At 75.6% G+C, this 12314-nt stretch carries 14 protein-coding genes; 9 read left to right on the plus strand and 5 right to left on the minus strand.

Translation table 11 applies throughout. The annotated features are described in order from the left end of the window. Positions 1-66: 66 nt before the first annotated feature. Positions 67-531 (minus strand): MarR family winged helix-turn-helix transcriptional regulator, encoded by a 465-nt coding sequence (locus DEF28_RS14840; protein WP_114398745.1) that lies wholly within the window; start codon positions 529-531, stop codon positions 67-69. Positions 532-691: 160 nt separating this feature from the next. Here DEF28_RS14840 and DEF28_RS14845 point away from each other — a divergent pair, with 160 nt between their 5' ends. Then, positions 692-1687, plus strand: coding sequence for a sigma-70 family RNA polymerase sigma factor (locus tag DEF28_RS14845; RefSeq protein WP_233515310.1), 996 nt, complete (start codon positions 692-694; stop codon positions 1685-1687). 103 nt (positions 1688-1790) lie between these two features. Next, on the plus strand, positions 1791-2264 hold the full coding sequence (locus DEF28_RS14850) for a VOC family protein (protein WP_114398747.1): 474 nt from the start codon (positions 1791-1793) through the stop codon (positions 2262-2264). Between the two features lie 83 nt (positions 2265-2347). Here the strand turns inward: DEF28_RS14850 and DEF28_RS14855 are convergent, their stop codons facing one another. Both DEF28_RS14855 and DEF28_RS14860 read right to left on the minus strand, forming a co-directional pair. After that, positions 2348-3250, minus strand: a complete 903-nt coding sequence (locus tag DEF28_RS14855; RefSeq protein WP_114398748.1) for a serine hydrolase — start codon at positions 3248-3250, stop codon at positions 2348-2350. Next, complete coding sequence (locus DEF28_RS14860) at positions 3247-4134, minus strand: LysR family transcriptional regulator (protein WP_114398749.1); 888 nt, start codon at positions 4132-4134, stop codon at positions 3247-3249. The genes DEF28_RS14855 and DEF28_RS14860 overlap by 4 nt, the downstream gene beginning before the upstream one ends. Positions 4135-4329: 195 nt before the next feature. Between DEF28_RS14860 and bla the strand changes: the two genes are divergently transcribed. Then, the gene (gene bla / locus DEF28_RS14865) at positions 4330-5247 is read left to right on the plus strand and encodes a class A beta-lactamase (protein ID WP_114398750.1); all 918 of its coding nucleotides are present in this window, start codon (positions 4330-4332) and stop codon (positions 5245-5247) included. Positions 5248-5349: 102 nt separating this feature from the next. On the opposite strand, the gene DEF28_RS14870 is transcribed toward bla, so the two are convergent. Further along, positions 5350-6300, minus strand: a complete 951-nt coding sequence (locus DEF28_RS14870) for a GlxA family transcriptional regulator (protein WP_114398751.1) — start codon at positions 6298-6300, stop codon at positions 5350-5352. 203 nt (positions 6301-6503) lie between these two features. Between DEF28_RS14870 and DEF28_RS14875 the strand changes: the two genes are divergently transcribed. From DEF28_RS14875 to DEF28_RS28445, 6 genes are all read left to right on the plus strand, one after another. Next, complete coding sequence (locus DEF28_RS14875) at positions 6504-7169, plus strand: DJ-1/PfpI family protein (RefSeq protein WP_114398752.1); 666 nt, start codon at positions 6504-6506, stop codon at positions 7167-7169. A gap of 21 nt (positions 7170-7190) precedes the next feature. Continuing rightward, entirely contained in the window at positions 7191-7571 is a 381-nt protein-coding gene (locus DEF28_RS27300; protein ID WP_114433254.1) for a hypothetical protein, read from the plus strand. After that, entirely contained in the window at positions 7568-8041 is a 474-nt protein-coding gene (locus DEF28_RS14885; RefSeq protein ID WP_114398754.1) for a hypothetical protein, read from the plus strand. The genes DEF28_RS27300 and DEF28_RS14885 overlap by 4 nt, the downstream gene beginning before the upstream one ends. Continuing rightward, complete coding sequence (locus DEF28_RS14890; RefSeq protein ID WP_114398755.1) at positions 8038-8325, plus strand: DUF3817 domain-containing protein; 288 nt, start codon at positions 8038-8040, stop codon at positions 8323-8325. Before DEF28_RS14885 ends, DEF28_RS14890 begins: the two co-directional genes overlap by 4 nt. A 261-nt stretch (positions 8326-8586) precedes the next feature. After that, a complete protein-coding gene (locus DEF28_RS14895; RefSeq protein ID WP_114398756.1) occupies positions 8587-9375 on the plus strand; it encodes an alpha/beta fold hydrolase in 789 nt (262 codons plus the stop codon). Positions 9376-10189: 814 nt separating this feature from the next. Continuing rightward, entirely contained in the window at positions 10190-10765 is a 576-nt protein-coding gene (locus tag DEF28_RS28445) for a hypothetical protein (protein ID WP_233515311.1), read from the plus strand. A gap of 83 nt (positions 10766-10848) precedes the next feature. Here DEF28_RS28445 and DEF28_RS14905 read toward each other — a convergent pair whose 3' ends face one another. Further along, positions 10849-12312 carry an MFS transporter gene (locus DEF28_RS14905; protein WP_114433591.1) on the minus strand — a complete coding sequence of 488 codons (1464 nt, stop codon included), beginning with the start codon at positions 12310-12312 and terminating at the stop codon, positions 10849-10851. Between the last annotated feature and the right edge of the window lie 2 nt (positions 12313-12314).

Consider the following 12314-nt stretch of genomic DNA (forward strand, 5'->3'; position numbering starts at 1 on the left):
TTGACGAATCAACTATACGCCCGCAACGCGCGGCGCCCGACTTCTGTTCCCGCCGCGCGGGGGAGGTCAGGGCGTCTGCTCGGTCCGGGCGACGATCTGGCGGGAGATGTCGTCCAGTGCGGCGAGCTGCTCCGAGGACAGGTGGTCGAAGACCAGCCGGCGGACCGCCTCGACGTGCCGGGGTGCGGCGGCCTCGATCGCCGCGCGCCCCTCGGGCGTGATCGCGATGAAGGCGCCGCGCCCGTCGTCGGGGCACTCCTCGCGCCGGACCAGGCCGCGCCGGACCATGCGGGCGATGTGGTGGGACATCCGGCTCTTCTCCCACTCCACCGCCCGGGCCAGCTCAAGGAACCGCATGCGGCCGTCGGGTACGTCCGTGAGGTTGACGAGGACGCCGTAGTCGGCCATCGAGAGGTTCGACTCCGTCTGCAGCTCGCGCCCGAGGCGGGCGGTGAGCTGGGTCTGCATGCGGAGGAACGTGCGCCAGACCCGCTGCTCGTCCGGTGTCAGCCAGCGAGGTGTGTCGTCCATGTCCCCCAGGGTACGCAGCTCCTTGACGCGTCAACAAATTCCACGGCCATCCGCGGGCACGGGGACGCGGACGGTTCCGGTCGCCTACGCTGGCCACCGGAACGGCCGTGCGGCCGGGGCGCACCGCCGTCTCGCGCCGTCGAAGCGAGCGAGGTGGAGAGTGCGGCGGACGTCGGACGCCGCGGCGCTGCTGGCGGCAGCGCGGAGCGGTGACGAGGCGGCGTTCGGCCGGCTGGTCGAACCCCTCCGCGGGGAGCTGTACGCGCACTGCTACCGCATGCTCGGATCGGTCCACGACGCGGAGGACGCCCTGCAGGAGGCCCTGCTGCGGGCCTGGCGCGGGCTGGACCGGTTCGAGGACCGCGGCTCGCTCCGGCCGTGGCTGTACCGGATCGCCACCAACCGCTGCCTGACCCTCATCGAGCGCCGCGGCCGCCGGGAACTGCCGGTCGACCTCGGACCCGGTGCCGCACCGCCGGCGGAGACCGCGTGGGTGGAGCCGTGCCCCGACGACCGGCTCGGCCTGGCCGACCTCGGCCCGGAGCAGCGCTACCTCGCACGGGAGAGTACCGAACTGGCCTTCGTCGCCGCCCTCCAGCACCTCGGCGCCCGCCAGCGCGCGGTCCTGCTGCTGCGCGAGGTCCTGGGGTTCTCGGCGCGCGAGGTCGCCGACCTGCTGGAGACCTCCGTGCCGTCGGTCAACAGCGCGCTGCAGCGCGCCCGCGGGACGCTCGGTGCCCTGCCTTCGGACCGGCGCCGGCCGGCGGCCGCGCCGTCCGCGCGGGAGCAGGAGGTCCGGCGCACGGCCGAGCGGTACGCGCGGGCGTGGGAGCGCGGCGACGTCGACGCCCTCGTGGCGATGCTGACCGACGACGCCAGGTACTCCATGCCGCCGCTGCCGGAGTGGTACGAGGGGAGGGCCGCCATCCGGGCGTTCCTGCTGGCAGGGCCGCTGGACCGGCGCTGGCGCCTCCGGCCGGCGCGGGCGAACGGGCAGCCCGCCCTCGGCGCCTACCTGTGGGACGGGGCGCGGCGCCGCTACCTGCCCGCGGCCCTCGACGTGCTCACGGTGCGCGGGACGCGGATCGCGGAGGTCGTCTCGTTCCTCGGGGCCGACTTCGCGGTCTTCGGGCTGCCCGCCGAGATCGCGGACTGATTCCGCGCGCGGCGATGAGTCCGGGCCGCCGCGCGGGTTGTAGGGGGGACAGAGCAGTGGATGCGCGCGGGCGCGCGCCCGCGCCGACCCGGAGGAGGAACCCGTGCGGGAGATCGTCACCCATTTGGCCTTCAACGACGCGGCGGAGGAGGCCGTGCAGTTCTACACCTCGGTGATCCCGGGCTCCCGGGTCACCGGAATGACCCGCTTCCGGGCCGGTGAGCCCGGGCCGGAGGGGACGGTGCGCACCATCCGCTTCGAGATGCTCGGCCAGAAGTTCCTCGCGGTCAACGGCGGACCGGAGTTCTCGTTCACCGAGGGGGTCTCGCTGCTGGTGCGGTGCGACACCCAGCGCGAGGTCGACGAGCTGTGGGAGCGGCTGAGCGAGGGCGGCTCGACCCAGGTGTGCGGATGGCTCACCGACCGCTACGGGCTGGCGTGGCAGATCGAGCCGACCGTGGTGGAGGAGTACCTGTACGGCCCGGACCCCGAGGCCGCGCAGCGCGTGGTGGAGGCGGTCTACCGGATGACCAGGATCGACATCGCGGAGGTGGAGCGCGCCTACCGCGGCGCGTAGCCGGTACCGGGGCCGGGCGGGACGGGGACCCGCCCGGCCCCGGCGGCCCTCGCCGCCGACTGATCCGCCCGCCCCGGGCCGGGCTACATGCCGCGCAGGTGGTCGCGCAGGCTGCGCGCGACCCGGCCCATGAGCGCCTCGGCCCCGGGCTGGCTGATGGCCGGCACCCGTGACTCCGTGAGAGCGGCGACCGCGAACACCTGGCCGTCCGCGTGCTCCACGACCCCCACCTCGTGGCGGAGGTTGAGCATGGTGCCGGTCTTGGACGACCACGTCGTGGCGTCCGAGGTGAAGTCGGGCGCCAGCCGCTGCCGGTGCACGTTGTCGGCCATGAGCGCCCGCACCCGCTCGCTGACCTCCGGGTGGATCGGCGAGGGCGTCCACAGCGCCCGCAGCAGCTCCACGCACGCCCGCCCCGACGCCGAGTTGGCGTGCGTGACGTCGAGCTGCGGGATCCGGTGCCCGCGCCCGGCCGTGCCCGCCTCGATGGCCAGCGAGTGGGCCAGGTGCGCCTCCTCCGGGGCGAACCGCGCCGTCGGTGTGTTGTTGAGGTCGCTCATGGTGTGCCGGACGGTGATGCCGTGCAGCCCGACGGCCCGCAGCGCGCGGGCGACCTCGGCCGGCGGCGTGAGGGAGAACAGCGCGTCCGCCGCGGCGTTGTCGCTCATGCAGGTGCTGAGGTACAGCAGGTCGTCGATCGCGATCTGGGCCGGGTGGCGGAACTTGCTCAGCCCGATCGGCCCGCGCGCGGGGAGCGCGCCGGGATGGACCAGGATCCGCGTCGCCCCGTCGAGCTCGCCCCGCCGGATGCGGTCGAGGGTCGCGATGGCGAGCGGGACCTTGGCGAGGGAGGCGATCGGGAACTCCAGGTCCGGCTCGATCCCCAGCTCCTGCCCGGAGTGCAGGTCGCGCACCAGGAAGGAGCCGCGCAGGCCGGCGTCGTCAAGCTCCTCGCGCAGCTCCCGCAGGAGCGCCTGGGCACTCACTCCGCGGCCTCGGGGCCGACGGGAGCCCCGAGGCACCGGGCGATCCCGTCCCGCAGGTGCGCCCGGAGCCGCTCCGCGTCGTCCGCGGTGGCGGCCGCCACGTCGTAGCCGCGCGCGAGGGAGACCTCGCCGGTCGGACGCCAGTGCAGCCCGAGCTCCGCGGCCTGCCCGCGTGAGCAGAGCAGGAAGTCGGCCGAGCCGAGGACCTCCGCCGCGGCGCCCGTCAGCGCGGTCGCGACCGCCACCTGGCCGGCTCGCAGGCCGGCCGTGTCCCGTACCCGCATGAGCCGGTCGCGGATATGCGGGACGTCGTCCTCGGGCTGGATCCAGATCCGCCGCCGGGCCGCGTCCGCGCGGCCGGCCCGCAGGGTCTCCACATAGACGGTCCTCACCCGGGGTTCGGCGGCGCTGGCCAGCCCCAGCGGCACCGCCCAGTACCCCTCGTCCTGCGGTACGCCCGTGATGGCGGCGCGCACCTGCTGGGAGCGCAGCAGCTCCGTCCGCCGCTCCGGCGGCGCCGGATGGAAGTCGAGCCGCAGGCCCCGGCGGCGCGCCTCCACGTCGAGCCGGGCCAGGTCCCGGGTCGCGCAGATGTCGGGAACGGCGAGCCGCACGGGGGCCAGCCTGGCGCGCTCCGCGTCGTACTCCATGGCCTCGGCCAGCTGGACGAGGCGCCGGGCCGACGGCAGCATGTCGCGGCCGAACGGGGTGAGGGTGGCGCGCCGCGTCGACCGGTCGAACAACCGCGCGCCCAGGTGCTTCTCCAGGGCCGCGATCCGGCGGCTCGCGACCGGCTGCGGGATGTGCGCGGCCGCGGCACCGAGGGTGAAGCTGCCCCGCTCGCTGACGCTCACGAAGGCCCGGCACGCTCCGACCATGTCCATGGCCGCAGACTATGCCGTTTTCGCATCGAACCCCTCGCTTTCGTCTTCGACAGCATCAGAGACCCGGGTCAGACTTCCCCACAGGGTCCCGCCGCCGCGGCCGTCCGCCCGGCGGCGGTGTCCGCGCTGCTCAGCGCCTGCCCCGGCCGGCGCGGGCCCGCCACGACTCATGGGAAACCCAGAGAGGGACCGACCATGCCCAGCATCCTCACGAGGCGCGCCGCGCTCGCCGCCGCGGCCGCCCTCGCCCTCACCCCGCTCGCCGGCTGCGCGACGGCCGAGACCGCCGCGCCGGTCGCCGGGGCGTCCGCCAGCGGCGCGGCGCCCGACACCGGCTACGAGGCCGCGTTCGCCCAGCTGGAGAGCGAGTACGACGCCCGGCTCGGCGTCTACGCGATCGACACCGGTACGGAGGAGGTGGTCGCCTACCGGCCCGACGACCGGTTCGCCTACTGCTCCACCCACAAGGCGTTCTCCGCGGCGGCCGTCCTCGACCAGAACTCGTTCGAGGAGCTCGACGAGGTCGTGCGCTACACCGAGGCGGACCTGGTCCCCCACTCGCCCGTCACCGAGCAGCACGTCGACACCGGGATGCCGCTGATCGACCTGGTCGACGCCGCCGTCCTGCAGAGCGACAACACGGCGGCGAACCTGCTCTTCGCGGAGCTCGGCGGCCCGAGCGGCCTGCAGGCCGCGCTCCGGGAGACCGGCGACGATGTCACACACGTCGACCGCGTCTACCCCGACCTGGCCGAGGCCACCCCGGGCGACATCCGCGACACGAGCACGCCGCAGGCGATGGCCGCCACCCTGCGCGCGTACACGCTCGGCGACGCCCTGCGGCCCGAGAAGCGCGAGGTCCTCGTCGACATGCTGCGGCGCAACCCCATGAGCGGCGAGCTCATCCGCGCCGGCGTCCCCGAGGGCTGGGTGGTCGGCGACAAGACCGGGGCCGGCGGCTACGGGACGCGCAACGACATCGCCGTCGTCTGGCCCCCCGACGACGCCCCGATCGTCATCGCGATCATGTCCAGCCGCGACGCCGAGGACGCGCAGTACGACAACGCGCTCATCGCGGAGTCCGCGGCGGTCGTGGTCGACGCCCTGGCGTAGGCCGAGGGGGCCCGGCCGGGACGCGGGCCCGCCCGGGCCGCCGTCCCGGCCGGGCCTTCCGCGACGGGCCGGCCGCCCCCGGCTCCGCGGAGCGGGAGCGGCTCAGGAGTCGTTCGCCCGGAACGACGAGCGGTAGGACTGCGGGGTGACCCCGACGACGCGCTTGAACCGCTCCCGGAACGCGGTGGGAGATCCGAACCCCGCCTGGACGGCGACGCGCTCCACCCCGTGGTCCGTGGTCTCCAGCAGGAACTGCGCGCGCCGCACCCGGGCCCGCAGCAGCCACTGCAGCGGTGTGGTGCCGAGCTGCTCCCGGAACCGGCGGCTGAAGGTGCGCTCACTCATTCCGCCGCGCGCGGCCATCTCGGCCAGCGTCAGGTCGCGGCCGAGGTTGTCCTCGATCCACGCCAGAACCGGCTCCAGCTGCGAGCCCCGGGGCGCGGGAGGCTGCGAGTGCACCATGTACTGCGCCTGCCCGCCCTCCCGCTCCAGCGGTGTGACGGAGAGCCGGGCCGAGTCCACCGCCACCGCGGAGCCCAGGTCCCGCCGGATCATGTGCAGGCACAGGTCCAGCCCGGCGGACGCCCCGGCCGAGGTGAGGATCTGGCCGTTGTCCACATAGAGCACGTCCGGCCGCACGTCCACCAACGGGAACAGCTCCGCGAACCGCTCGACCGCGATCCAGTGCGTGGTCGCGCTCAGCCCGTCCAGCAGTCCGGCGCCGGCCAGGACGAACGCGCCCGCGCAGATGGAGGCGATCCGGGTACCCGCGGCGGCGGCCGCGCGCAGCGCCGCACCCACCTCCTCGCCAAGCGGCGGGGACTGCTCCGCGCGGCCCGGCACGATCACCGTGTCGGCGTCCCGCAGGGCCTCCAGGCCGTGCGGCGCGGTCAGCGTGAACGTCTCGCCGACCACCTGCGGCGTCGGCGCGCAGACGAGCACGCGGTACGGCCGGCGCCCGTCGGCCAGCCGGGCGCGCCCGAAGACGTCGATCGGGATGGCCATGTCGGACGCCACCACGTTCTCCAGGGCCAGAACCGCCACCGTGTGCATCCGCCAACGGTAGACGAGAACCCGCCACGCCGGAATCCCCCTGGTCATCGGACTTCGGTCGTGGAAACCCGTGGTGGCGCGGGTGGCGGGAATCCGTTGGAAATTGTCGATCCAGCCCATGGGACACCCCGCACGGCCCGCCTAGCGTGGGGCGGCGAGAGCCGAGGCGCGCGGCGGGACCGCGCGCGGACAAGGAGTGTCACATGCTGGCGCAGTTCGTGCTGTTCGACGGGTTCGACCCCCTGGACGTCATCGCCCCCCACGAGGTCTTCTTCGCCGCCGGGATGGCCACTGGCGGGGCGGTGGCTGCCGAACTGGTCGCCGCCGAAGGCGCCCGCGAGGTCCCGAGCGGCGTGCCGGGGGTGAGCCTGCGCGCCGCCGGCCGACTCGACCCGGCCCGCGCCGACATCGTCGTGCTGCCGGGCGCCGCCGGCGCCCTCCCCTCCGAGGAGGAGGTCAGCGACGAGGAGCGGGCGCGAACCATCCCCGCGATCCTCGGCCGCGCCCTGGAGACCGACCTGCCGGCGCTCGCCAAGGAGGCACTCGACCGCGACGACACGCTGGTGGCCACGGTCTGCGGCGGCTCCATGGTGCTGGCCATGGCCGGACTCATCGAGGGGCGGCCCGCGACGACCCACCACATGGGCATGGACCTCCTGGAGGCCACGGGGGCCGTGCCCGTCGCCGCCCGCGTCGTGGACGACGGCGACCTCGTCACCGGCTCCTCCGTCACCTCCGGCCTGGACCTCGCCCTCTACCTCGTGGAACGGGAGGTCGGCCCCCAGGTCGCGCACGCGGTCGAGACCTTCTTCGCCCACGAGCGCCGGGGCACCGTGTGGGCGCGGCGCGGTACCGTCCCCGCCCTGTGACCCCCGCCGCAGGACCGCTCCATGACCGAGACCAGAGAGAACGAGAGCAGAGGGCACACCACCATGTCCGCAGCCCAAGGCACCTGGAACCCGGCCCCCGCCATCCCGATGGGCAGGCGGAATGCGCGGGTCCGGCGTGAGCACGCTCCCGACGGGAGCCGGCGGAGCACCGCCCGCGACGTGAAGCCGGGGGAGGAGGCGCCGCTCACCGGCAGCACCCTCCACGGACCCGGCGCGGCCTGGCAGCCGTCCGTCGCCAGGACCATGCGGCGCAACCTCCGCATGGCCCTGCGCGCCGGCGGCGACCCCGTGCACGGCGAGGCGCACGCCGGCCGGCTGCCCGCCACCCGCCTGACGGGCGAGCGCGCCCCCGCCGGGCCGGGAGCGGAGACCGCCCGATGACCAAGATCCTGCTCTCCGCGCACGTGCTGGCCGCCATCATCGCGATCGGGCCGGTGACCGTGGCCGCCAGCATGTTCCCCGCGGCCGTGCGGCGCGCCCAGGCCGCGGGCGGTGGCTCGGCGGCGTCCTCGGTGGCCACCGTCCGCCTCCTGCACCGGATCTGCCGCGTCTACGCCGCCGTCGGCATCACCGTGCCGATCTTCGGGTTCGCCACCGCCAGCAGCCTCGGCGTCCTCACCGACCCGTGGCTGATCGCCTCGATCGCGCTCACCGCCGCGGCGGCCGGCATCCTCGCCCTGCTCGTCCTCCCCGGCCAGCAGGCGGCCCTCGCCCGGCTCGACGAACCCGGCGGCTCCGTGGAGCGCCGCACCACGGTGCGGCTGGCGATGCTCACCGGCGTCTTCAACCTGCTCTGGGCCGTCGTGACCGTCCTCATGATCGTCCGCCCCGGCTCCACGACGGGGGTGTGACCGTGCGCCCCCGCAAGCCGCTGCGCGTCGCGGCCGCGGTCGAACTCCTGACCCTCGTCGTGATGCTCGGCAACCTCGCCACCGCGCACCTGCCCGAGATCTCCTCGCTGGCCGGGCCGACCCACGGCTGCGCCTACCTGTTCACCGTCATCGCCGTGGCCCGCGACCCGCGGCGCTCCTGGCTCGCCGCGGGCCTGGCCCTGCTGCCGGGGATCGGCGGCCTGCTGGCCCTGCACCGCCTGACCAGAGCGGACGGCCGGGCCGAGCAGGCCGCCACCGGCTGAGCGCGGCCCGCCCGCCCCGCGCGGGCGCCGCGGGCCCGGCCGTCCTCGCGCCGCGGGCCGCGGGCCTGTCCACGGACGGCGGCCGGACGCGGCCGCCGAGCGGGACGCGCTTCCGTACCGGCAGCACGCGCACGCCGAGCGCGGCCTCGCCCGCGGCGGCGCGTCCGGCCCGCCGACGGCCCGCGGCCGGTCGCCGCCGGTCAGCGCGTCCCCGGGGCGGCCGAGGAGAGGACCCGGGGATTTCCGGGTAGGGACGGCGCCATGCAGCGGATCTCCACGGAAGTGAACGGCCGGCCGATGGCGGCCTGGCGCGCCCCCGGCCGGAGACCGCCGGTGGTGTGCGTGCACGGCGCCGGGGTCTCCAGCCGCGAGCTCCTGCCGTTCGTCGAGGAGCTCGGGCGCCGGAACGAGGCGTGGGCCGTCGACCTCCCCGGGTTCGGCGCGAGCCCCGGGCCCGCCTACCCGCTCGGCCTGCGGGCGCTGGCCGACGCGGTCGCGGACTGGACGGCCGCCGCCGACCTGGACGGGGTGGTGCTGCTCGGCAGCTCCTTCGGCTGCCAGGTGGCGGTGGACGCCGCCGTCCGGCACCCGGACCGCGTCGCCGGGCTCGTGCTGGTGGGGCCGACCGTCGACGCCGCCGCCCGCGGCTTCGGCCGCCAGCTGCTGCGCTGGCTGCGCAACTCGCCCCGAGAGCGCGTGTCCATGGCGGCGCTCAACATCGCTGACTACCGCGACGCGGGCACCCGCCGGGTCGTCGACGCGTTCCGCGAGGCGCTGCGCGACCGCGTCGAGGACCGGCTGCCGCACGTCCGTGTGCCCGCGCTGGTGGTGCGCGGGGCGGGCGACCGGCTGGTCCCCCAGGACTGGGCGGAGGAGGTGACCCGGCTGCTGCCCGCCGGGCGGCTCGCGGTGGTCCCCGACGCCGGGCACATGGTGCCCTACCGGCGGCCGCGCGAGCTCGCCGCGCTCGTCGGGGACTTCCTCTCCGGCGGACTCGCGGCGGCGGACGCCCGCGGCGGCGGCCGGCCGGGGCGGAGGGCGGCCGGGTGAGGGCGTCGAAGGCGGTCGCGGCGTTCGACTCGGCGTCGGGGATGCTTCGCGCCCTCTCGCGCTTCCTCTCCGGCCGCGACGTCCCGGCCATCGGCCAGCTCCCCGCCGCCCTCGAACCGCCGCTGACCGGCCTGCTCGGCGGCCTGAACCTGCTGCCGTCCGCGGTCCAGGAGCGGGCCTACGCGGCGAGCGGCTGGGCCGAGGCCGTCCCGCGGCGCAGGATCGGCGACGTGCGCTCGGACGACCTCGCGGAATGGGTCGTGGGCCACTACCCGAAGCGGCGCTACCCGGTGATCTTCGTCGGCTCCGCCAACGGTGCCCTCGTCCACCTGGCCGCGGCCCTCCACGCGCCGTGGCTGCCGCAGACGCTGCTGCTGCCCCTGCGCCGCCGCGGTGTCGCGCCGGACGACCCGCGCGGAGATCTCGCGGCCGTCGCCGACGCCGGCCGGGCGCTGCTCGCCGCCAACCCCGACCTCGACCTGCACCACATGCACGACCCCAACCAGGACCGGCTGATGATCGCCGGTATGACGTACTTCCGGGTCAAGTGGCGGCGGCTTCCGGAGGCGTACCGGCGCTTCGTCCGCGAGCACCTCGCGCCCGGCGGCCTGCTCGTCGGGGTCGACTGCACGCTGTCCTGGCCCACCACCCGGGTCGACGACCGCTACGTCTTCCAGTTCGGCGCCCTCGGCGACGCCGAGCCCGAGGAGTACCACCGCGGCGGCCCGCGCGTCGCCGACCTGCTGGAACGCTACGGTTCCCCGGTCCGCCGCTGGGACCCGCCCGCCCCCGACGGCGAGAGCCCCGAGGCGGAGTGGGGACTGGCCCCCGCGCTCCTCGACGACCTCGCCGACGTCGCCGAGCGGGACGGGCCCCGCTGGAGCTGCTGCGCTTCGACACGCCGCAGCGGCTCAGCCCCGCCGTCGCCGACCTGTACCGCGCCTGGTACACCGACCGCGGCCTGCCCGCCGACCGCCTCCTGGCGGAGTCGTTCCTCCTGCTCGACCCCTGGCAGGCCCTGCGCACCGGCTCGGTGCCGTACTGGAGCGTCTTCGGCACCGAGACCGCCCGCGCGGGCCTCGCGGCCTACCTGGACGGCACCGATCCCTACGACGAGATCCGGGTCCTGCTCTTCAACCACGGCACCGACTCCATCGGCCTGGCGAGCGCGGCGGACTGGGGGCGCACCGCCGAGCGGGCCCGCAAGACCGGAGTCCTCACGGGAGTGGACCCCGCCGCCTACCCGCGCGACTTCGCCAGCCTCGTCCGCTCCCACCGGGGACTACGCGCGATCCGCGCCCGGTATCCGATGCCGCTGCCCCTCGACGCGGAGACGGCCGCCGCGGCGGTCTCCGCACGCGAGGGCGTGGACTGGCGCCGCCTGCGGTGAGGGTGGTCGGAGCGCCCCGGGCACCCGCCGGTGCCCGGGGACCGCGCCGGGAAGCGCGCCGAGTCAGCGGAATCCGGGCCGGTTCAGGCCGCGGCGCCCGCCGGAGCCCGGTCCGGTGACGCTCCCGCGGCCGACGCGGGCCGCCGGCCCGGCAGGAAGGCCGCGCACGCCAGCGCGACGAGCGCGGCGGCGCAGCCGATCGCCAGGATCACGCGGAAGGCGTCCTGCGAGGGAACGGTGAGGGCGCCGAACGTCAACGTCATCTGGGCCAGGATGACGCCGGCCACCGCGCTGGAGACCGACGTCCCGATGGCGCGCATCAGGGTGTTGAGGCTGTTGGCGGCCGCCGTCTCGGAGACGGGCACGGCCGCCATGATGAGCGCCGGCATGGCCCCGTACGCCAGCCCGATCCCGGCGCCGATCACACTGGAGACGAGCACCAGGTGCCAGACGGCGGAGATCAGCACGGTCCCCAGGCCGTAGCCGGCGGCGACCACCACCGCGCCGAGCATCAGGGTGACCTTGGGCCCGCGGGCGCGGGAGATCCGCGCGGAGATCGGCGACATGGACATCATCACCAGTCCGGAGGGCGCCATCACCAGGCCCACCGTCAGCAGCGACTTGCCCAGGCCGTAGCCGGTGACCGTCGGCGTCTGCAGGACCTGCGGGAGCACGAGGGACTGCGCGAACATCGAGAACCCGAACACCACGGACGCGAGGTTGGTGACCAGGACCTGGCGGCGGACGGTGGTGCGCAGGTCGACCAGCGGCTGCGAGGCGCGCAGCTCCCACCAGCCCCACAGCGCCAGGACGACCGCGGCGGTGCCGAACAGGCCGATGGTGACGGGGCTCGCCCATCCCCAGTCGGCGCCCTTGGAGATGCCCAGCAGCAGGCACAGCAGCGCGACCGACAGCCCCGCCGCGCCCACCAGGTCGAAGCGGCCTCCGGAGCGCACCGCGGACTCCGGTACCAGCGTCAGCACGAGCACGGTGGCGAGCACGCCGAGGGCCGCGGCCACCCAGAACAGCACGTGCCAGTCGGTGCGTTCGACGAGCACGGCGGCCGCCGGCAGCCCGAGGGCGCCGCCCACGCCGAGCGAGGCGCTCATCAGCGCGGTCGCGGACCCCAGCCGCTCGGCCGGCAGTTCGTCACGCATGATGCTGATACCCAGCGGGATCACGCCGGAGGCGAGGCCCTGCAGGACCCGCCCGGCGATCATCGGCACCAGCGAGTCGGAGAGGCCGCACACGACCGAGCCGGCGACGAGCAGGACGAGGCTGGCCAGCAGCATCCGCCGCTTGCCGTACATGTCGCCCAGCCGCCCCACCACCGGGGTGGCGACGGCGCTGGCGAGCAGCGTCGCGGTGATCACCCAGGTGGTGTCGGAGGGCGGCGCGTCCAGGAGCGCGGGGAACTGGGGGACCAGCGGGATGACCAGGGTCTGCATCAGCGAGACGACGATCCCCGCGAAGGCCAGCACCGCGACGACGGTGTTCGCCCGGGGTGGGCGGGACGCCGGGTCGGGGCCGGTAGGGGCGTCGGGCATGG

The organism is Marinitenerispora sediminis, assembly GCF_003336425.1.
Lineage (GTDB): Bacteria > Actinomycetota > Actinomycetes > Streptosporangiales > Streptosporangiaceae > Marinitenerispora > Marinitenerispora sediminis.